Below are 20,749 nucleotides of genomic sequence, written 5' to 3'. Positions count from 1 at the left end.
CCTAAGCTAATTGTGTCATCTTACGTCTAAGGTCGCGTAAAAATCGCATCAACAGAGCGCGTTGAATTGATTCTAGAAATCTGTACTCAAACCATCTCACAGATTATGCGCGCACGTAAAACGTAGCTATTAGGAGTAAAGCTTTTGAACCCATCTCGTATTTTTCGCCAATCCAATAAAGTTCGACATGCACTGTATGCAATAGGCGCGCTTGCTGCATCGTTTGCCATTACGAGTGTTCCCGCATTAGCGGATGATTCCAAACAATTAGGAAAAACACCCGTAGCTATCGCTATTCATGGCGGTGCAGGAACCATTTTAAAATCATCGATGACGCCAGAAAAAGAAGCGGACTACAAAAGAGTATTAACCCAAGCGGTGCAGCATGGCTACGCCTTGTTGCAGAAAGGCGAAAAAGGTGAAGTGGCGGTAGTAGAAACCATCAAAATTCTTGAAAGCTCGCCGTTGTTTAATGCTGGCATCGGTGCGGTATATACCTTCGACGGTGAGCACGAGCTTGATGCGTCGATAATGCACGGCGGCAGTAAAAATGCAGGTGCTGTTGCGGGGGTGAAAACAATAAGAAGCCCAATAGAGGCTGCGTTATTGGTAATGAATGAATCTCCACACGTTATGCTTTCTGGGAGAGGCGCTGAAGATTACGCAAAAGAAAACGGCCTTGAACAGGTAGACAACACCGTTTTTGATACCGAGTTTCGCAAACAGGCTTTAGATAAAGCGAAAGCACGTATGCAGCAGGTCTCGAGTGGTTACGGTTCGCAGCAAGGCAATGAGCGCTTTGGCACTGTTGGAGCCGTAGTGTTGGACCAAGAGGGCAACATTGTCGCGGGAACATCCACTGGCGGAATGACGGCTAAACGGTATGGACGTATTGGAGACTCGCCTGTTATTGGAGCGGGGACCTATGCCGACAATGAAAGCTGCGCGGTATCGGCCACAGGACATGGTGAATATTTTATTCGATACAACGTGGCAGCAGATATTTGTGCGCGAATGAAGTACCAGGGTTTAACGTTAAATGACGCTGCGAACACTGTAGTTAACGACGTACTTGTAAAAGCCGGTGGCGATGGCGGTGTGATTGCTATTGACGCTAAAGGTAACGTCGCTATGCCGTTCAATTCTGCGGGTATGTACCGCGCTAGCGTTGACATAAATGGTAAAGTAAAAGTGGCAATTTACAAAGACTGATCACTGAAAAACTATTTGTTATTTTAATGTTAAATGTGCTGGCTTGTATGCAACGAAACGTCTAATCTTAAAGTGTGGGGGAAAGTTGCTTTCACATGTGGTTAAAAATAATTGAAGTGCCGTAACGCCAATTAAGTCGCAGTATCGGTCACATTAGGCGCCACGGCTGGAGAATTGAAAATGGAATCGTTGCAAGTCAGTGATTATATGAATACTCACCCAGTGAAGCTTAATGTCGATATGCCCGTTGCGCAGGCCGTCGAAGTGCTGTTAGCCAGTGGGCAGAGTGGTGGTCCGGTACTCGATAGCAAAGGTAGAGTGGTGGGCTTTTTGTCTGAGCAAGACTGTATCGCTCAAATGATCGCGTCAAGCTACTATCGCGAACAAATTTGTAGAGTAGGGGAAATCATGAAAACCCCTGTAATTTCTATCAAACCTTATATGTCGGTAATAGAGTTAGCGCAATTACTGTTAAAGGAAAAGCCGAGAGTTTACCCCATTGTTGATGATGATGGGGTACTGTTAGGCTCAATTAATCGAACGGCCGTGCTACGGGCTATTGATGTTCAATTGAATGATGGATACCAGCGCGCGGGTTAGACATTGTTTGGGATAACGCACTTTTATTTAGCTTGGTAGGGTTTAGCGCTGCAGGTAGCGTAATGAATGAAGATGCGGCGCTGGGTTAGAACGGCTTGAAGCTAGTGCGGCGCCATGCATTTATCATATATCAGAAAGGAGGCGTTAACTTGCTTAACGCCTTCTTTTTATTTACTTTTCGAATTATCCGTTACATGTCTGAGTGGCGTTCACGCTTGGCGCTCGCTAATTTTCTGATCGCATCTTTAAGTGAGGCACCAGCAACTAGCTTAAAGTTTTGGGTCTCGCTAGGCATGACGTTTCTTCCATCTTGTACTACCCAAAGCCCTTCGGTGAACCTTCCTCCCAAGTTAGCGTTGGTTACATCAAGCCCATCTGTTTCCGACACGCCGTCAATTTGCGCGGCTTTATCTGCCGTAATTTGAACAAGCCCCATAAGTTCCAAGACTTCAGGGTTTTCAGTGTGTACGTGATAGATAGCATAGCTGTTATTACCCTGACTAGATGCGATTAGGTAAGTTTGTGCATCTACATTAAACAGAGCCAAACCTTCTACATCAGCTTCTACCGGGGCTTCTATCTCAGCGATGAACTGAGGCTGATTGCTGTTTGAAGTAATATCCAAGGCCCAAATCCCAGCACCTTCCTCACCTAAGTATGCCGTGCTCGTTTTAGTATCCACAACACATCCTTCTGGCTGTGAGGGCAGTGAAAAGGACTGTGTTAAATGTCCATCAACAGCTTTGTCTGGGGAGATAGACACGCTATATCGTTCGAAGCGGCCACTGGTGTCGTTAGCAAATACATGAGCTATTCCGCCTGACACAAACAGACACATGCCGTATATATCATTGAGTGTAGTGCTTATGTGGCCAAGTTGAGTCATATGACCGCGTTTATCTATTTCAAATACAGACAAACTGTTATTCGACCGGTTTGATGCCACTGCGATATCGATAAGTGGCGTATCGCTTTGCTGAGCTTTGGTTTCTGCCACAGATACCTTGTATCCCACATCAACGTTATTCACTCTGCCAATAGGAAGGCTTTGCACTAGCTTGCCGGCTAAGTCATAGCTATTTAATGCGCCTTTTTTGTCGGTGCCGATTATGCGGCTTTGTGAAGCGCTGTGCGAGTTGACCCAAATGGCTGGGTCGTCAGCAGCGTCGCCATGATTTTCCACTGGGTCAGTTTCAACATCGGGTTTAACCTTGATAGTGAGGTTTGCATGTTGGGATGCGCTGTTATTTGTATATGCCTTCTCCATGTGATTTTCTTTTGGCGAGGTAGCTTTAAAATCGGTGCCGCATTGTCGATGAAGTAAAGCTGCGCTTAGTTTTGAGGGAAGTTCGGCAGAAAACACGTCGCCTGATTCATCATCATCAACAACAAGAGAAATGTGTGTGCCTTCTTCACTTAACGACAGGTGAACGAATTCAGGCTGAATAGAAGTAGACTTGTCGGTTGCTTTTAATTGGCGATCTGCTGAGTTACTTTCGTTCGCCGTATTTATTAGCGAGACAAATTGCGTAAGACATGGTGCTTTGAGCCATATCCCGCTGGCATCCGGACTCACCCAGGCAGCGATATCCACGCCATCTACCGTCGTTGAAGATAGGGTGGCTACACCTTCAATGGCCACATCTTGATCGTGAAAAATAAGGGTTTTTGCTAGCTCACTTTCAATATCGGTATCTAATTGCCACACACCGGCAAATTCGTCAGCAAGGTATAGCGTTTCGGTGTTGGCATTTATCGCGCAACGTTTAATGCCTGGACCTATCGCAAAGTCTCTAAGCGATAAAAAGCGCCCGTTATAAAATTCATACTGATTCAGCGTGCCTGTCGCATCGATATTAACAATTTGCAGTTCGCCAGCGCGTGATGTTGTAGCACAAATGGCTTCAGAACCTTTGGTCAACTGGGTTTGCGGTTGGACAACCTCAAGAGACGCGGCGTTAATGCGATACACTTCTATGTACTGGGTGTTGTTATTGAACACTACTAAAGACACCCATTGTTTTGAATTAGATTCCACAACTTCGGCACGTGCTAAGGTGTAATGTCCCGCTATGAAGTGTTTTTTTCCTTCAGAGTTGCTTAGTGAAATACCCTTATGTTCGTTAACATTAATGTTGATAGCGTGGGTGTCGTCGTAAACTTTATGTTTGTTGTTGGCGCGAGCGTCCTTGCTATTGTTGTTAGCATGGGTGTCTTTGTAAGCGTCTTTGTAAGCGCTATTGGTGTTAGAATGGTCGGCGTGCGTTTGGTAGTGCAGAGTTAGACCTAAACCATTTTTTAGCTTTGTTAGCGGTAATGCGATGTCTTGGCTTTCTGCTTTTACTAGCTGGCTTTCGCTGTGCGCTAACTTGATATTTGCATGGGTATCTGCGCTGGTATTGGTATCGTGAGAGGCTGCGCAACTGAACAACGTTAAAAACGCGCTCGAAAGTGCCGCTGTGGTAAATGTGGTTTTAAAAACTGTTTTGGTGTGACGCTGATTGGTCATTGTTGTTATTGTCCTGAAACTTACTGAGATCAAACCATGCATGGCGCATCGACTAAAACATGGCTTACAGATTATTAAGAGCAGGTTTGAAGGCCAAATTACCTACGGTCTTCAAACCCGATAAATAACTTTCGATATACCTGCCTAGTTAAGCTGCCAAGTAAAGCCAAGTTCGAACGTGCGGCCGTATTCTTCATACTGCGCGTTTTGGTTGCGCGTATCGAAATAGTTGTAGAAAGGTTCGTCACCTAAGTTGATGCCGTTGAAATACACCTGCATGCTGTCGTTGATGTAGTAGCGCGCCATGAAATCAACCTGTACGTGGTCGTCTTCAAATCTGAGCATGTCACCATCAATCTCTTCGAAATTGTCGCTTTTATAGGTGGTGGCTAGACGTACACTGAAGTCATTCGCTTCGTACCCAATGGTGATGTTGCCAATACGGTCTGATTGATTTGGTAACTGGGTTTCAAATTTTTCGCCATCTAAGAAGGTAGTCGCTTCAGAATCGGTAAAAGTAGCATTGGCGGAAACAATAAAACCGTTATTGAAAGCTTTCACCCAAGAAAGTTCTAAGCCGGTTAAATCGGCAGAGTCGCCGTTAATTGGCTGTATGACCTCTTCAAAACCTTCCCAACCGGTTGTACCTGCAACATCAGCGTACACAACGAAGTTATCGATATTCTTGTAGAACAGCCCTGCTGAAACTACACCAATGTCACCTGGATAGTATTCAATCGACAAATCAACGTTTTGTGCTTCGTATGGCTGAAGGTCAGGGTTGCCAACTTCCGCCTCTCGTTCGGTCACAAATACGCCATCGTCTTCTTCCGTTTTACTCTCGATGATTTGAAATGCCGCTACATCTTCAAATTTTGGTCTTGAAATAGTTTGGGTGTAGGCAGCGCGAAGCTGAAGTTTATCTGAAACGGTGTATCTGGCATTTACACTGGGTAACCAATGATCGTAGTCGCGCTCCGCTTCCCACGGCGTATTTAGCACTTCTTCCACGTCGGTTTCTTCGTTTTCTACAAGCTCTACTCGCATACCCGATGTAGAAAAGTCAGTACGCTCATAGCGAACCCCTGCTACCAAATGAAGTTTATTTATATCTACGCTGCCCATGATATAAGCGGCAAAAATATCCTCTTCATTCACATAGGTCGCGCCACGAGATTCTACTTCAGAATTTAGGCTGTCTAATTCCAAGCTCTCGCGGTTTTCGTTAAAGTAGTTGCGCATTTCACTTCGATTAAGCCCAGGCCCAAAGTTATCAAGAGAGTAGTCTGGACTGGCAGCTCCGAATTGCGAAGCGTCTAAGTCGTCGAAGTCTCCATCAAAAATAGCGATGCTGCTGTCGCGGTCTTTTTCTCGGCTTCGGTATTTCGAGCCAATTTTTAACTCACCGATATAGCCACCAAGGTTGATGGGGCGGGCGGCGTCGAATTTAATACTGGTTTCGGTATCTTTCGTGTAGTTATCTTCAAAGCTGATCTCATCGACCTCGTAGGTTGATAAGTCCATGGCATCAGCGTTTTGTGACACGGTTGGACGCATAGTATTTAAGTCTGCGTCAATACTGTCATTTTCAGTTTTGAATACGTAATACAGTGCATCTGGCTCGTCTTCATCAGACTTTGCATAACCAAGCTGCCAGTTTGCTTTCCAGGTATCTAGTTGGTGTTCACCACCTAACGCCACAGTAAAAATACTCTGACTTTCAAAGCGGTCTTTACTTTCTCTTTCTATTTCTGAGTCTTCGCCATCGAACGTGAATATATTACCTTGACGGTATTCGTCGTCAGAAAACTCACTGTAAAGTGTGCGAAGAAAGTATTGGTTGTTGAAGTCAGGACGAAAATCGATATTTAACGCACTCCCCAAACGTTCGCGAGTGATCGTGTAGTGACGTTGCTCAAGCTCATCGTCACCGTTACTTTCAACATTGTCTGAACCAAAATCTCGGTCAAAGTAGGAAATGGCGCCAGCCACCCCCCATTCAGGGGAAAGCTTCTTGGTAAACGTACCAGAAAGCTTTGGACTGGTTTCATCGCGTAAATCATTTTGATTGGCTTGCACGGTAATGCTCGCGGTATCACGAGCCTTATCAAACGCACTCACGCTTTTCACCGCGACTGAACCACCAATGGCGTCTCCGTCCATGTCGGGCGTTACCGATTTAGACACCTCTAACGTTTGGATGAGTTCAGAGGGAATAACGTCAAGGGCTACTGAACGTACGCCTGATTCAGGCGAGGGAATATTCAAGCCGTTAATGGTTACGTTATTCAAGTTGGGGTCGATACCGCGTATGCCGACGAAACGACCTTCACCCTGATCTCGCTCAATCGACAAGCCAGGTAAACGCTGTAACGACTCAGCAGCATTTTGGTCTGGAAATTGTCCAATGGCATCTGCGGATACAATAGACGAAATACGATCTGACGTTCGCTGCTGGTTTATGGCACTTGCCTGACCGCTTCGTTGACCGCGCACCAAGATCTCATCGATGGTATCGCCGCTGCCAAACTCCACGGCTGCGCGCGCAATGCCGTTGTCTGTCACTTTTATCGCTTGCGTAACCGTTTCCTCACCAAGATAAGAAATTTCTAGCGTGTAAGTACCCTCTGGAATAGAGGGAAACCGAAATGTACCGTCTGTGCCTGCTTCAGTAACTAGTCCTAATTCTTTAAGCTTAATTTGAGCACCGGTATAGCTGCGCGTCTGTGCGGCGTCTTTTACTGAACCGATAATTACGCCATCAGCAGCTGAAACAGGTGTAGCGACGCTAAGGCCCATTGCCGCTATGCAGGCAAGTGTTAGAGAAGAGTACGCGGTTTTAATTTTCATTTATTTTCCAATTAATTAAGCAGTAAAAAGGCGTTTTGAATAAGTGCTAAGTAAGTGAATGAGTACCCTAAGAATCCTGTATGACAGTTATATGACGATTTGATGGAACAAGCGGTACACTATCGGTAATTGTCGCCTATTTACAATTGGCTGAGCTAAATTGACCCTTGCTTAAATTACTGATTTTGTTTGGTTCTTGTGTCTTTTTTTATGCTCCTAAAGTTCGCTGCCATCAAGATGTCACATTGCTGAGCCAAACTGACCCTCGACAGTTTCATCAGATTTGGGCAAGACTCTCGTTTTGTTATAAACGCTGGCGGTGGCCGGACTAACGCGTGATGTATCCAATTCAAGAGATTTCCAAAGAGAGCACTATGTTTACCTTTACAAATTCAACACAATTTAGGCATCACAAGCTTTGGCTAGCATTTACATTTTGCGTAGTGGCGTTAGCGGTTTGTTTAGCTTTTATTTTTGGCAATGCAAAAGAAAGCACCGTGATATCAGGCCTCGATATTGTGGGGGAGGGAAGCATTGCTTTTTTAACTTTGGCGTGGATGCTAGCTGCGCTTGCCAGCCGTCCTCCAGGTAAAGTAACGAGCCTTCTCACGGTAGGACTCGGCTTCTTTCTATTTTCAGTCAGTTTAGATTTCTTGGATGAGTTTTTTCATTATCCCGAAGAGGCTTATTGGCTAAGCATGATTGAGTCTTATCCTGCGGCTGTTGGTATGGTAGTAATGACCGCGGCACTGTATCAGTGGCACCTAGAGCAGCGCGCGTTAAACTTGCAATTACGACGCAGAGAATGGGACTTTCGCGATCACGATGCTATCGATCCCATCACTCAGCTTTACCGCGCAGAGTATTGGAAAACACAAATTAATAAATTACAGCAGTCTGGCAAGTCAGCTGTCATCGCCATTATCGATATCAATAACTTCTCTTTGTTCAACCAAAAACATGGGTATACAGAAGGCGATAGGTATCTGCACGATATTGCGCAATTGGTGATCATGAATTTGCGTCAGCAAGATTTAGCGTGCCGCTATGCCGGTGATAGGTTTGCTATTCTGATACCAGACGTATCGCCCATGCAGGCTGACGTTATCCTCAACGATATCAAAGTGAGCATTCAGCACCTTGCGTTTAGACACAGCCAAAATGCAAACGCTATTTACACCACCGCTCGCAGTACTCAAGTGACTTTGTTACCTAACCAACGCCTTGCGACAGTGCTTAACACCATGCTCTTAGAACTTGAGCGTGCCCATGGTAGCGCAGCGTAATTAGGCCGGTTTGGTCAGTGTATTTGGCGATAGTAATTTGGTAGGGGTAACCGGTGAAGATGCCTGCAGCGAGTAACTTATGGATTTAATGTTACCAAGACTAAACGCACTACGAGACTCTGAGGACGAAGCTGCAATTGCAGGTGCTAAGTACCGTCATTCAACTCGTCTTTCTGGAGTGGATGTCTCTCTAAAAGATGATGCTAAAGCGCTTGGCATGGGTGTCCCTGTAAAAAGCGATGCTGATATGCTTAACATGGGTGTCACTGTAAAAGATGACGCTAATGAGCTAGACATGGGTGTCATCGATAGTGCTGGTAGTGCTAATGTAGTGATGTCTAGCCAAGATAAAGTAATAGTTGGGTATTGGTTAGTGCGGGCAGCACTTAATGTGGCGCTCTCTCGTGGCGCGAATAAAAATAAGCTCTTGCGCGGTACAGGTATTTTTGAAGATGCGTTGCAACACCAATCACTATTAAGCATAAATCAATATTCATCGCTGTTAGTGAATGTTCAAAGCCAGGCGAGAGGCGGCGACGTTAGTTTTTTGCTGGGGGGAGCTTTCGCCTCGCAGTGGCTATCTAGTCCACTTAATGCGCTCAAAGCATGTGAAAATGTAGAGCAGCTACTTTTACAGCTGACTCAACGCCAAACATACCGGTGGTGTAGCCTACCGCTCTGTCAGTTTCAGCGTTTTGAAAACGCAGACCAAATAATGTTAGTGCCTCAGTTTACAGGGGTAAGCAGCAAACAGCTTCAGTTCTCCATTGAATTGGCATTCGCAAGCGTTGTTGCACTTATGAAAAGTATAGCAAATAAGCGAATTCGTTTATCTTTCTCTTTTACCGAGAGTCGACCAAGAAATATTGCTGATTACGAAACCCACCTTGGGCTTAAGTTATCGTTTAATCGCGCTTTTAACAGTATTTGGATTGAGAAAGACGTATTACGCCAACCTTTGGAGCTAACAGCTCAGTCGGATTGTTCTGCTGAATCACATGTTTCTATGGAAGGTGTCGTTAGTAATAGCGCAACGCAAACAAAAAGAAGGGGCTTCTATTGAATTGCAAAACCGCTTGTCTTTGCCTGATTTTGTGAGGCGTTATGTTTATGCATCCTCCAACACACAGGCAGCAAATATCGGATTACCCGAATTGGCGGAAACCCTAGACGTAAGCGTAGCAACGCTGAAACGGAAATTAAAAGAGTTCGGCACTAGCTATCGCGCTCTGTCTGAAGAAGTTCAGCGCAATCATGCGCTTTTACTTTTATCGGTGCACAAGGTGAGCAACGAGGCTGCGGCCAATGCAATGGGCATTAACGATTTGCCTAACTTTCGACGAACGGTAAAACGGCTTACAGGTAAAACCCCTAGCGAGCTTAGAATTTAACGTGAATGACTGATAGCGCCTCTCCATATTTCTACGTAACAGAGCTATGCCACACACTTATGCCAAACATTTATGCAACACAGCTATGAAAAATAGCTAGGCGGCAGTCGCGTTCTACGGCTAAATGGTTGTAGCTTCACTCCTTTAATAACTCGAAATCTAATCGTAGCGTCTGGCACAGTGCAGATGAGTTAATTATTGGAAAGTAAATTTCTTTTCAATGCTTTAAAAACCTTTTATCCTTTGCAGCTTTAGCTTTTCACTGTTCAAGACCGTCAAAATATGGTTTCGTTGAAGCTTTTTCTTACGCATTTGCAACCGGCAGGTGGCTTTTCCGCGTAGCCTTTAAACTGTTGCTAGCAGGCAATAAAACCCAAAAAGAGAGTTTTCTGTGCACGAAAATAAAGACATTGCACCAAATTCTATTGCACCTAACCCGCTAGGTTTAACGCCTATTTTGCTTTTTGTGATCCTTGTTGTGGTAACCGGCATTACTACAAACGACATCACTGCGATGCCTATTTTGGTTGCGTTTTTTATCAGCGCTGGCTATGGGCTATGTTTAAACCCGAAAGGGAAAAAGGTCAGCTTCTCTGAAAAAGTACAAACGTTTTGCAAAGGCGGTGGCGATAAAAACATTATTCTTTTGGTGCTTATTTTCCTGTTAGCCGGTGCGTTTTATGCGGTGACTATAGATATTGGCGCTCGGGATGCCACGGTGAATATGGCACTTCAATTTGTGCCTTCTTCACTTATATTGCCAGGCCTGTTTTTGATTTGCTGTTTCATATCATTTTCAATGGGCACGTCCATGGGCACCATTACCGCGCTCTCGCCCATAGGTGCAGGTCTTGCCACAAGTTTAGGGCTGCCGGTGGAAATGGCGCTTGGTATTGTGGTGGGGGGCGCAATGTTCGGTGATAACCTGTCGTTTGTTTCAGACACCACCATTGCCGCAACCCGTACCCAAGGCGTTCAGCTAAAAGACAAGTTCAAGGCAAACTTAATGGTTGCTGTGCCGGCGTGCATTGTCACCATGGCGTTGCTGCTTATGGTGGATGTTGATACTTCTGGTATTGTTGAAGGTGGCAGCTACGATTTTTGGCGCATAGTACCGTACTTGTGCATTATTGCTTTTGCGCTAACAGGATTTAACGTTATTAGCGTACTTGCAGTGGGTATTGCCAGTGCCTGCGTAGTAGGCTTGCTACAAGGAAGCTTTACGCCACTTTCAATGATGCAGAGCATCCAAAAAGGGATGGGCTGGATGCAAGACTTAGCGATGATCGCCATAACCATAGGCGGCATTGTGGCGCTTATGCACGCTAACGGCGGTATAACCTGGTTAATCGAGCGTTTAACCCGTAAAGTCACGTCAAAGAAAGGCGCTGAGTTCAGTATTGCTGGCTTAGTTAGCTTTTTAGACGTTACAACGGCGAACAATACTATTGCGATTGTTACCGCAGGCCCAATTGCTAAAGACCTGAACGAAAAATACGGCGTTGACCCTCGTCGTACTGCATCACTTTTGGATATCTTTTCGTGCAGTTTCCAAGGTTTAGTCCCTTACGGTGCGCAGCTTTTAAGTGCCGCAGCCGTAGTAGGTATTTCACCGTTAGCTATTACACCGTACTGCTGGTATCCCATGCTGATTTTCGTGTTTGGTGTGGCGGCCATTTGGTTCGGTTTTCCCCGTTTTGAAACGCCCCAAGACGATGAATTAACCCAAAGCGCTTAAATTCTCGTAACGCTTAACACGCTGGCTTTTTAGGGCGGTATCTTCTAGGATCACCGCCCGAATTTTATTGATGATTAGAAACACGCTTTAGGATGTCACTTTGTCTTCAACACTTGCAATAAAACCTCTTTACAACAAACTAGATGATTGTTTGAGCGCAGATAAATTTCGCTTGAAGCGCCGCATTACACAGCTTGCACAAAAAGTGAATGAGACATCTGGTGTTGACGCAAAAGGGGCGGAGAAAAAAGCAGCTAATCCCAAAGTTTCAAAACGTGATAGCGCGGTTAGCGATGAAAGCTTAAAAGCACAGTTTGAAAAGCTCGAAGGCGACATCAATACATCAATAGAAAAACGCAAATGGCGTAAAGACAACCTACCCAAAGTTGAATACCCACCGCTGCCGGTTAGCGATAAAAAAGAAGATATCAAAGAAGCGATTGCGAATAACCAAGTGGTGATTGTTGCGGGTGAGACTGGGTCGGGTAAAACTACGCAGTTACCTAAGATATGCTTAGAGTTAGGTCGCGGTGTTAATGGCATGATAGCCCACACCCAGCCACGACGATTAGCGGCGCGAAGTGTAGCCACCCGTATAGCCGAAGAGCTCAACACGCCGCTTGGCGAAAAGGTGGGTTTTAAAATTCGCTTTAGCGATCAGGTAAGCGAGCGAAGCTACGTTAAGCTTATGACCGACGGTATGCTGCTAGCTGAAATGCAGCAAGACCGCTTTTTAAATCAATACGATACTATCATCATCGATGAAGCCCACGAGCGAAGCCTTAATATCGACTTTTTGTTAGGCTATTTGCGTCAGCTTTTAGATAAGCGCCCTGATTTAAAACTCATCATAACATCAGCTACTATCGACCCAGAGCGATTCTCTAAGCATTTTAATAATGCGCCTATTATCGAAGTGAGCGGACGTACCTATCCGGTAGAAATTCGCTACCACGCGCCAGAAGACAATGATGACGATATTGATCAAAGCGATGCCATCGTAAATGCTGTCGACGAGCTAATGCGTGAAGCGCCGGGCGATATCTTAGTGTTTTTAAGCGGGGAGCGCGAGATACGCGACACCCAAGACGCCTTGAGCAAACAGCATTATCGCAACACTGAAATTGTTCCGCTGTATGCGAGGTTGTCGGCGGCAGAGCAAAACCGGATATTTCAGTCTCACAGCGGTAGGCGCATTGTCCTTGCCACCAACGTGGCAGAGACCTCGCTCACGGTCCCCGGCATTAAATACGTCATTGACCCGGGCTTTGCCCGTATTTCACGCTACAGCGCCAGAAGTAAAGTACAGCGTTTACCTATTGAGCCCATCTCTCAAGCGTCAGCGAATCAGCGGGCGGGGCGATGCGGCCGTGTGTCTGACGGTATTTGTATTCGCCTTTATAGTGAAGAAGACTATTTAGGCCGCCCAGAATTTACCGACCCAGAGATCCTGCGAACCAACTTAGCGTCGGTTATTTTGCAAATGCTTGCTTTAGGGTTAGGCGACATCGCTGCGTTTCCATTTGTTCAGCCGCCTGATAACCGCAATATCAACGACGGTTTCCGTTTACTTGAAGAAATTCAAGCTATTGCGAAAGGCAAAGATAACCGGAAAACCAAGCAAAGCGGCAAGATGCAGCTTACTCCGTTAGGTCGTCAAGTAGCACGTTTGCCTATCGACCCTCGCTATGCACGCATGGTGATTGAAGCCGAACGCACTAATGCGCTAGGCGAAGTCATGGTGATTGCAGCGGGGCTCTCAATTCAAGATCCGCGAGAGCGCCCTCAGGAAAAACGCCAGCAAGCAGACGAGAAGCACAGCGAATACCACGATAAAGATTCTGACTTTATCAGTCTTTACAACTTGTGGGTGGCGTTTAGAGAGCAACAAAACGCACTCAGCCAAAACCAATTGCGCAGATGGTGTAAGCAAAATTTCATCAACTATTTACGTATGCGTGAGTGGCAGGACATTGTTAGCCAGCTCAAAAAATCTATTGCTGAGCTGGGCTTTGGCATCTCAAAGCAAGAAGCCAACTATCAGGCTATTCACCAAGCCATCGCCAGCGGCTTGCTGTCGCACATGGGCTTTAAAGATAAAGAGCGCGAGTATATGGGCTCGCGTAATTCGCGCTTTCTTATTTTCCCGGGTTCAGGGCTATCAAAGTCTCAGCCAAAATGGGTAATGGCAGCTGAACTTGTAGAAACCTCTAAGCTATTTGCTCGTATGGTGGCAAAAATAGACCCAGCATGGGTAGAGCCTTTGGCCGAGCATGTTGTGCAAAGAAGCTATTCAGAGCCACACTGGTCGAAGAAACGCGGTGCGGTGATTGCCTTCGAAAAAGTAACCTTGTTCGGGTTACCCATAGTGATGAAGCGTGCGAAGGTTTATAGCCTCATCGACCCGCCAATTTGCCACGAGCTATTTATCCGCGAAGCGCTAGTCGAAGGCAATACTAAGCTCAATTACAGCTTCTTACAGGAAAATCAGGCGCTGCTTGAGCAGGCAGACGAGTTTGAACAAAAGACCCGTCGTCGCGATTTGATAGTCGATGATGAAGAACTGGTAAGCTTTTACGCGAAGCGTATTCCAGTTGAAGCCAACAACGACGCGGCGTTTAAGAAGTGGTTTAAGCTACACGGAAGCAACGACAGTTTAACGTTTAAAGAAGAAGACGTATATCGTCATCAGCCTGGGCAGTCGGTAGCAAATGCATTTCCTGATGTATGGCGCCAAGGCAATATTACGCTGCCGCTTCGCTATAACTTCGAACCTAACGCTGAAGACGATGGCGTAACTGTTGTCATCCCGCTGCCTGTGCTTAACCAAGTCGACAATATAGGTTTTGATTGGCTGGTGCCGGGGCTAAGGCACGACCTAATTGTGGGTTTAATTAAAACCTTGCCTAAACGCTTGCGTCGTAACTTTGTGCCTGCGCCTAATTTTGCTGAGGCGTGCCTTGCTGATATCAGTGAAACAGATAAGAACAACCGTCCGGTGCCGCTGCTTGAAGCTGTAACCGATAAGTTACGCAAAATGACGGGCGTAATTATTGAAAGCGAAGAGTGGAATCTAGATCAGCTTGATAAGCATTTGAAAATGCACTTTGCGGTAGTTAACGATAATGGTGATGATATTGCTAAAGGTGACGACCTTCACGCGCTTAAACAGCAGTGTGCAGGGCAGGTGAAACAAACCTTTGAGAAAGCTGCAACACCGGAGTTAGAGCGAAATAACATAGAACAATGGGATTTCGAAAGCTTGCCAGAAACCTTCGTGCAGAAAGTAGGCGGGTTTGAAGTTCAGGCGTTCCCGGCTCTGGTACAAAAGGGCGATAAGGTAGATATTGCGCTCATTGAAGAAGCAGATAAAGCCCAAGTGCTGCATAAGCAAGGCGTGAATGTCTTGATTAAAAACGCCATGCCTTCGCCGCTTAATTATTTGCAAAGCAAATTACCTAATAAAGCCAAACTGGGTTTGTATTTCAACCCATTTGGACAAGTGAAAGCGCTAATTGATGATTGCATTTTTGCGGGTATCGACGCCATCGTCAGTGATTACTGCAAAACCAATAACACCGACATTCGCAGCAAAGCCGATTTTGAAGCCTGTTTAGAGATTGCTCGTGCAAACATTAATGACAGAGTGTTAGAGATTGCCAAACAAGTGGAGCAGGGGCTTACCCTCGCGCACCAGTGCCAGAAGCAAATGAAAGGTAACGTGCCGCTGACGATGATAAACGCCTTAGGTGACTGTAAAGCCCACTTGGCATCGTTAGTTTTTCCTGGTTTTGTTTCTGAAATTGGCGAGAGCAGATTAGATGATTGGAATCGTTACATTAAAGGTTTAGCTCGTCGGTTAGAGAAGCTCCCCATTGATCCCAACAAAGACAGAATGCATCAGGTAACGGTAGAAAAGTCGATTAAAGAATGGGAAAAAGCGTGCAGCAAATACCCCAAAGGTAAACTGCCTCAAGCTCTTAATGACGTGCGCTGGATGATAGAAGAACTGCGGGTTTCTTTGTTTGCCCAGCAGCTTGGCACAGCATATCCCATTTCGGCTAAGCGTATCACTTTGCACCTCGCTGACTTTTAAAAAAGGGCCTGAGGTGTAAGGTAGCATCAATGAGCCAGGCTAGGGCATGAGGACACATATTCGTCATGGCAAACAAAACAGCGGGCAGAAACGGCTGAGTCGCTGATTTAAGTGGGAAGGTAGTCGAAATTAGACCAAAGTACACTTTTAATAATTGTTGAATAAATATTATACAGTCCGATTGACAAGTTACCGGCATCGCCCTATAACATCAGATGTAGTCGTCAGCGTAACGCTAAAAATCAGGAGAAGTAGACATGTTGGGATACGACGATAAGCGAAATTTTTTCAGGATGATGGTAAATTCGCCTTGTCAGTTGCAAATTACTGATGATGAGTCGAGCCGCACCATGCAGGCAATGTGTAGAGATATCAGTGCTACAGGTATGTCTTTAGAAGTCGATGAACCCTCAATTGAGGTGGGTACACAAGTGAGTGTTGCAATAGAGTCATCTAGTTCGCAAATCCCATCTTTGGCAGCATTAGCGACTGTTGTGCGCTGTGAACCTGAATCCGAGTCAAGCTGCATTATAGGCGTCGAAATTTCTCAGATGAAATAGTCTAATCTAATGTGTTAGGGCGGGGTAAAAGCTTCGCCTTTTCGTGTCTAACTAAAAAACACAAAGCGTCAGGGTCTACAGCAATGACGTACTCGCGGTGTTGCTTCTTTACACTCCTATGTTGACCAGCCCGTTGTGGTTTGAAAACAGTCTTTCAGCTTTCATATACTAAACCGAATAGGCCGTTCAGTTTTTTCTATTTTAACTCTCAGTCTTAATTACTAATAATTCTCATTAATGCGAAAGCAAACTGATTTAATATTTTGAGAGAGTGATGATTATGAAAAAGACGATGACCTTTGCAGTGATGCACTTTTCAGTGGCCTTTACGGTTGCCTACTTACTGACAGGAAGTGTGGTAGTAGGCGGTGCTGTAGCGTTGGTTGAGCCAGCCATTAATACCGTGGCGTTTTATTTTCACGAGATGGTGTGGAAGAAAGTTGAAAAAAAAGAGGGTGTTGTTAAGGAACAATCAGATGACAGTTCACAACAGTTATCAAGTCGCTTTTCTAACAATGAGATAACCTTTGCATCTTAGGGGAATGGATTTACCTTCGTAAGCTTTTCGCACAACGTAATGTTAGCTCAATAGATTTCGTTAAGCGCCCTATACATCAACAAGGGCGCTTTTTTAATAGTTAGTCGTCGGTGACTTCACACACTAGACCTTTCAAGTAATAGCCTTCTGGATAGCTGCCAATGATAGGATGATCTGAGGCTTGATTAAGCCTTGCGATAATTTTGATAGTACGACCTGCATCAAGTGCAGCGTCTGCCACAACTTTCTGGAATAAATCTGCCGGCATAAGGCCAGAGCAGCTAAATGTAAGCAGCAGCCCACCAGATTTAACAGCATGTATGCCGTACATATTAATGTCTTTATAGCCGCGGGCAGCACGGTTTAATGTTGCCTTGCTGTCGACAAACTTTGGCGGGTCGAGTATCACCATATCAAACTGTTTGCCCTGCTCGTGATACTCCCTGAGTGCCTTAAACACGTCTTGGTTTACGTAATTGGCTTTGTTTTCGTCTAAACCATTGATGGCTACATGGTGCTTAGCCAAATCAAGAGCAGGCTGAGATACATCAACGTTAGTAACAGATTTAGCACCGCCAGCAAGTGCGTAGCAAGAAAACGTACCTGTGTAGCTAAAACAGTTGAGTACGTCGGCATCTCTCGCATAATGTGCAGCCGCCGCGCGACTGTCTCGCTGATCTAGATAAAAACCGGTTTTATGGCCGTTCTCGATATCAACCACTATGTTGATGCCGTTTTCTTTTACTGTAACTTGCATAGGTGGTTCACCATGCAGTACACCAGTTACAGGCTCTAAACCTTCTTTCTTGCGCACGTCCACGTCGCTTCGCTCGTATATGTGTACATTAGGCATTAGCTTAGTAATTGCCCACACTATCTTATCTCTGTGTTTTTCGCCGCCCGCGCTCAAAAGCTGAAGTACTGCAACATTGTCGTATAGGTCTATCGTGATCCCTGGAAGGCCATCACTTTCAGACGCTATCCAGCGAAACGCGTTGGTTTTGTTTGGGTCAAACAAGCGTTTGCGAAGGGCTAGTGCAGTTTCTAAACGGCGTAGGAAAAATCCGTTATCAATGCTTTCGTCTTTCTTGAATGTCCACATACGAACGCGAATTTTTGAATTTGGAGAGTAAGCGCCTCGCCCTAACCAGTCGCCTTCAGAGTCAAATACGTCTACCGTATCGCCAACTCGCGCGCGGCCCTTTAGTTCAGCCACAGCGCTTTCGAATACCCAAGGGTGTTTGCGGCGAAGTGATTTGTCTCTGGATGGCTGTAATATGACCTGTGCTGACATGAAGGCTCTCGTACTAATTTAATAAATGTGAAACAGAGTTAAGCGATTTTACTCGCTTATGAGAATTGTCGCGATTATACGCAATTTCATAAGTTCTGTGTTAATAATACCAATCTGCATAGATAATTACCCACTCAGCGAGAGTTAAAATGCTCTATCCGGACTGGTATAAACACAAAACAAACCCAAACTGTTTGATATAAAAGTACGTAGCCAAATTACGATTAAAATTTAAGACTAGGATTGGATGTAAATTATGCGATATGTCGATTTTGAAAAAGGATGCGGCCCAAGTGAACTTGTTGTAAAGGAATGTGAAGGGCTGTCGCTAGCACCAGGGAAAGTAAAAGTTGACGTAAAAGCGTTTGGGGTGAATCGTGCGGATACCTTGCAACGCCAGGGGAATTACCCACCTCCACCAGGCGAGAGCGATATTCTTGGGTTAGAGGTAGCTGGCGTGGTGTCAGAGGTTGCCAGTGACGTTACTGCATTTAAAGAAGGTGACGAAGTATTTGGTTTGGTTGCAGGTGGCGGCTATGCCACTGAAGTGATGGTTAATCCAGCCCATTTAATGCCCATCCCCAAAGGCATGCCGTTTTTTGAAGCGGCGGGTTTGGCCGAAGTGTTTCTTACGGCATTTCAGTGTTTGCGCACAATCGCGCATGTAAAGCCGGCTGAACGGGCGTTAATTCATGGCGGTGCAAGCGGTGTAGGGCTGGCTGCCACGCAACTTTGTCGATATTGGGGCGTACACAGCGCGGTAACGGCTTCAAGCCAAGATAAGCTTTCGTTGTGTGAAAGCAATGGCGCAGAGCATCTTATCAATTATAAGCAGCAACAGTTTGATGATGTGCTTAAAAAAGTCTGGCCTGAAGGGGTTGATATGGTGCTTGATATGGTAGGTGGCGACTACCTCAACCGTAACCTTAAAATACTGAAACAAGATGGAAAAGTGGTTTACTTAGCGATGCTGGCAGGGAGATATGCTGACAACCTCGATATGGCTATGCTGTTAGGTAAAAGGGCGTCCATTATTGGCACGACACTTAGAAATCGAAGCGACGATTATAAAGCTGATCTAATTCGTGACTTTACTACCGTATGCTTGCCCGCTTTTGAGAATAAAGAGCTTAGGGTGAATATCGATACTCACTATAGCATTGAAGATATCAGCGAACCCCACGTGCGTTTGGAAAACAACGATACGCAGGGCAAGTTGGTTCTTTCTTGGTAAATGCGCTTTGCAGTAAGCTTATCTAATTGCCAACGAAGCCTTCGTCGGGTTTCGTTGGATTGGCTTCTGCCGCATTGCGGGCCAGGTCGTCACAGCGCTCATTTTCAGGGTGCCCCGAATGGCCTTTTACCCAATGCCAGTTTACCTGATGCTTTTTTACCGCTTCATCTAGTCGCTTCCACAAATCTGCGTTCTTGACGGGTTTTTTATCTGCCGTGCGCCAACCGTTCTTGCGCCAGTTATGGATCCACTGATTAATACCATTTTTTACGTACTGGCTGTCGGTAGTTAATTCAACGTTGCACGGTTCGTTTAAACTATTGAGCGCTTCGATAGGGGCTAATAGTTCCATACGGTTATTAGTTGTGTGGGCAAAGCCGTCGCTCAACTCTTTTCTATGCTGCTTGTAAATCAGTACAGCTCCGTACCCGCCCGGTCCGGGGTTGCCCAAGCACGAGCCGTCGGTGTATATATGAATGGTCTTTTGAGCCACAGCGTTTCCTTTGATTTAACTGGCTTAATTTATATTGTCTTTTCCCTTAGCGGATTGCGAAGGGGTTGATATACTATCAAAAAATGAAAGTGTAATTATAGTAGAGGTTCCATGCGCCAAATTGTTCTCGATACTGAAACCACAGGTATTGACCCCAAAGAAGGCCACCGCATTATCGAAATAGGGTGTGTTGAAGTTGTTAACCGCCGATTGACGGGGAATCACTTTCACGTTTACATCAATCCGGGCCGTCACATTGAACAAGAGGCAATTGAAGTCCACGGTATAACCAATGAATTTCTTGCCGACAAGCCTACCTTTTCTCAAGTGGCTCAGGAGTTTGTGAGCTTTATCAAAGGGGCACAGTTAGTCATTCACAACGCGCCCTTCGACGTGGGGTTTATGGATCACGAGTTTGGCATGGAAGCGTCTACCAAAGGCGTTATTACTAACCAAATTTGCGATGTTCTAGATACACTTACTCTTGCTCGCCAAATGCACCCAGGCCAAAAGAACAACCTCGATGCCTTGTGTAAGCGTTATGGGATAGACAATAGTCATCGTACCCTCCACGGCGCTTTGCTGGATGCGGAAATCCTTGCAGATGTTTACCTGTTGATGACCGGCGGGCAAACCAAGCTTAAACTGGCGTCTAGCTCTGGCACCGATGCTGACTCAACTGCCATTCGTAGAATTAACCGAGGCGCAAATAAATTAAAGGTTATTAAAGCCTCCGCCGATGAAATAACACAGCATGAGGCTCGCTTGGATATTGTCGAAAAAGCGGGTGGCAAATGTTTATGGCGTCCTCAGCCTGAAGAGGTGTCCTAGGGCCTGTTGACCTTTGGAGTACGAATTTTGGTCTAAATGGAAGCCTTTTAATCGCGAAACAGTCCTGCAAGCCTAGCGGGCTAAGTTAAAGGACTGTGACAAAGAGTAAAAGGCTTC

15 protein-coding genes are annotated in these 20,749 nt (G+C 45.6%); 11 read left to right on the top strand and 4 right to left on the bottom strand.

The window, feature by feature from the left end; genetic code table 11:
- Window positions 1–144 precede the first annotated feature (144 nt).
- Together MHN02_RS12935 and MHN02_RS12930 are read left to right on the top strand one after the other, a co-directional pair.
- On the top strand, window positions 145–1,212 hold the full coding sequence (locus tag MHN02_RS12935; protein WP_239246531.1) for an isoaspartyl peptidase/L-asparaginase: 1,068 nt from the start codon (window positions 145–147) through the stop codon (window positions 1,210–1,212).
- Window positions 1,213–1,392: 180 nt separating this feature from the next.
- Window positions 1,393–1,812 carry a CBS domain-containing protein gene (locus MHN02_RS12930; RefSeq protein WP_014949170.1) on the top strand — a complete coding sequence of 140 codons (420 nt, stop codon included), beginning with the start codon at window positions 1,393–1,395 and terminating at the stop codon, window positions 1,810–1,812.
- Window positions 1,813–2,002: 190 nt separating this feature from the next.
- Here MHN02_RS12930 and MHN02_RS12925 read toward each other — a convergent pair whose 3' ends face one another.
- Both MHN02_RS12925 and MHN02_RS12920 read right to left on the bottom strand, forming a co-directional pair.
- Window positions 2,003–4,321 carry a phytase gene (locus MHN02_RS12925; protein WP_239246528.1) on the bottom strand — a complete coding sequence of 773 codons (2,319 nt, stop codon included), beginning with the start codon at window positions 4,319–4,321 and terminating at the stop codon, window positions 2,003–2,005.
- Window positions 4,322–4,465: 144 nt separating this feature from the next.
- The gene (locus MHN02_RS12920) at window positions 4,466–7,171 is read right to left on the bottom strand and encodes a TonB-dependent receptor (protein ID WP_239246525.1); all 2,706 of its coding nucleotides are present in this window, start codon (window positions 7,169–7,171) and stop codon (window positions 4,466–4,468) included.
- A 374-nt stretch (window positions 7,172–7,545) separates the two neighbouring features.
- Between MHN02_RS12920 and MHN02_RS12915 the strand changes: the two genes are divergently transcribed.
- The 7 genes from MHN02_RS12915 to MHN02_RS12885 all read left to right on the top strand — a co-directional run bounded on the left by MHN02_RS12915 (window position 7,546) and on the right by MHN02_RS12885 (window position 16,780).
- The gene (locus tag MHN02_RS12915) at window positions 7,546–8,457 is read left to right on the top strand and encodes a diguanylate cyclase (RefSeq protein WP_171338155.1); all 912 of its coding nucleotides are present in this window, start codon (window positions 7,546–7,548) and stop codon (window positions 8,455–8,457) included.
- 79 nt (window positions 8,458–8,536) lie between these two features.
- A complete protein-coding gene (locus tag MHN02_RS12910) occupies window positions 8,537–9,520 on the top strand; it encodes an AraC family transcriptional regulator ligand-binding domain-containing protein (protein WP_239246521.1) in 984 nt (327 codons plus the stop codon).
- Window positions 9,456–9,848 (top strand): helix-turn-helix domain-containing protein, encoded by a 393-nt coding sequence (locus MHN02_RS12905; protein ID WP_239246518.1) that lies wholly within the window; start codon window positions 9,456–9,458, stop codon window positions 9,846–9,848. The genes MHN02_RS12910 and MHN02_RS12905 overlap by 65 nt, the downstream gene beginning before the upstream one ends.
- A gap of 391 nt (window positions 9,849–10,239) precedes the next feature.
- On the top strand, window positions 10,240–11,586 hold the full coding sequence (locus MHN02_RS12900; protein ID WP_239246515.1) for a Na+/H+ antiporter NhaC family protein: 1,347 nt from the start codon (window positions 10,240–10,242) through the stop codon (window positions 11,584–11,586).
- Between the two features lie 100 nt (window positions 11,587–11,686).
- Complete coding sequence (gene hrpA / locus MHN02_RS12895; protein ID WP_239246512.1) at window positions 11,687–15,682, top strand: ATP-dependent RNA helicase HrpA; 3,996 nt, start codon at window positions 11,687–11,689, stop codon at window positions 15,680–15,682.
- 257 nt (window positions 15,683–15,939) lie between these two features.
- On the top strand, window positions 15,940–16,242 hold the full coding sequence (locus MHN02_RS12890; RefSeq protein WP_014949177.1) for a PilZ domain-containing protein: 303 nt from the start codon (window positions 15,940–15,942) through the stop codon (window positions 16,240–16,242).
- Between the two features lie 280 nt (window positions 16,243–16,522).
- Window positions 16,523–16,780: a DUF2061 domain-containing protein gene (locus MHN02_RS12885; protein WP_171338156.1), complete on the top strand. Its 258-nt coding sequence runs from the start codon at window positions 16,523–16,525 to the stop codon at window positions 16,778–16,780.
- A 100-nt stretch (window positions 16,781–16,880) separates the two neighbouring features.
- Here the strand turns inward: MHN02_RS12885 and MHN02_RS12880 are convergent, their stop codons facing one another.
- On the bottom strand, window positions 16,881–18,074 hold the full coding sequence (locus tag MHN02_RS12880; protein ID WP_171338157.1) for a class I SAM-dependent methyltransferase: 1,194 nt from the start codon (window positions 18,072–18,074) through the stop codon (window positions 16,881–16,883).
- Between the two features lie 256 nt (window positions 18,075–18,330).
- Between MHN02_RS12880 and MHN02_RS12875 the strand changes: the two genes are divergently transcribed.
- Window positions 18,331–19,308, top strand: a complete 978-nt coding sequence (locus MHN02_RS12875; RefSeq protein ID WP_061094833.1) for an NAD(P)H-quinone oxidoreductase — start codon at window positions 18,331–18,333, stop codon at window positions 19,306–19,308.
- 22 nt (window positions 19,309–19,330) lie between these two features.
- On the opposite strand, the gene rnhA is transcribed toward MHN02_RS12875, so the two are convergent.
- Window positions 19,331–19,801, bottom strand: coding sequence for a ribonuclease HI (gene rnhA / locus MHN02_RS12870; protein ID WP_014979088.1), 471 nt, complete (start codon window positions 19,799–19,801; stop codon window positions 19,331–19,333).
- Between the two features lie 111 nt (window positions 19,802–19,912).
- Between rnhA and dnaQ the strand changes: the two genes are divergently transcribed.
- On the top strand, window positions 19,913–20,632 hold the full coding sequence (dnaQ, locus tag MHN02_RS12865) for a DNA polymerase III subunit epsilon (protein WP_171338158.1): 720 nt from the start codon (window positions 19,913–19,915) through the stop codon (window positions 20,630–20,632).
- The last annotated feature ends 117 nt before the right edge of the window (window positions 20,633–20,749 follow it).

Source organism: Alteromonas sp. CNT1-28 (genome assembly GCF_022348345.1).
In the GTDB taxonomy this organism is placed as follows: Bacteria; Pseudomonadota; Gammaproteobacteria; order Enterobacterales; family Alteromonadaceae; genus Alteromonas; species Alteromonas macleodii.
This window is presented reverse-complemented; position numbering and strand designations above follow the sequence as displayed.

Bases quoted from the DNA above. Each gene is read 5' to 3' on its own strand.
- MHN02_RS12930 (WP_014949170.1), top strand. From the start codon at position 1,393: ATGGAATCGTTGCAAGTCAGTGATTATATGAATACTCACCCAGTGAAG.
- MHN02_RS12880 (WP_171338157.1), bottom strand. From the start codon at position 18,074: ATGTCAGCACAGGTCATATTACAGCCATCCAGAGACAAATCACTTCGC.
- MHN02_RS12890 (WP_014949177.1), top strand. From the start codon at position 15,940: ATGTTGGGATACGACGATAAGCGAAATTTTTTCAGGATGATGGTAAAT.
- MHN02_RS12910 (WP_239246521.1), top strand. From the start codon at position 8,537: ATGGATTTAATGTTACCAAGACTAAACGCACTACGAGACTCTGAGGAC.
- MHN02_RS12885 (WP_171338156.1), top strand. From the start codon at position 16,523: ATGAAAAAGACGATGACCTTTGCAGTGATGCACTTTTCAGTGGCCTTT.
- MHN02_RS12925 (WP_239246528.1), bottom strand. From the start codon at position 4,321: ATGACCAATCAGCGTCACACCAAAACAGTTTTTAAAACCACATTTACC.
- dnaQ (WP_171338158.1), top strand. From the start codon at position 19,913: ATGCGCCAAATTGTTCTCGATACTGAAACCACAGGTATTGACCCCAAA.
- MHN02_RS12875 (WP_061094833.1), top strand. From the start codon at position 18,331: ATGCGATATGTCGATTTTGAAAAAGGATGCGGCCCAAGTGAACTTGTT.
- MHN02_RS12915 (WP_171338155.1), top strand. From the start codon at position 7,546: ATGTTTACCTTTACAAATTCAACACAATTTAGGCATCACAAGCTTTGG.
- MHN02_RS12920 (WP_239246525.1), bottom strand. From the start codon at position 7,171: ATGAAAATTAAAACCGCGTACTCTTCTCTAACACTTGCCTGCATAGCG.
- MHN02_RS12905 (WP_239246518.1), top strand. From the start codon at position 9,456: ATGTTTCTATGGAAGGTGTCGTTAGTAATAGCGCAACGCAAACAAAAA.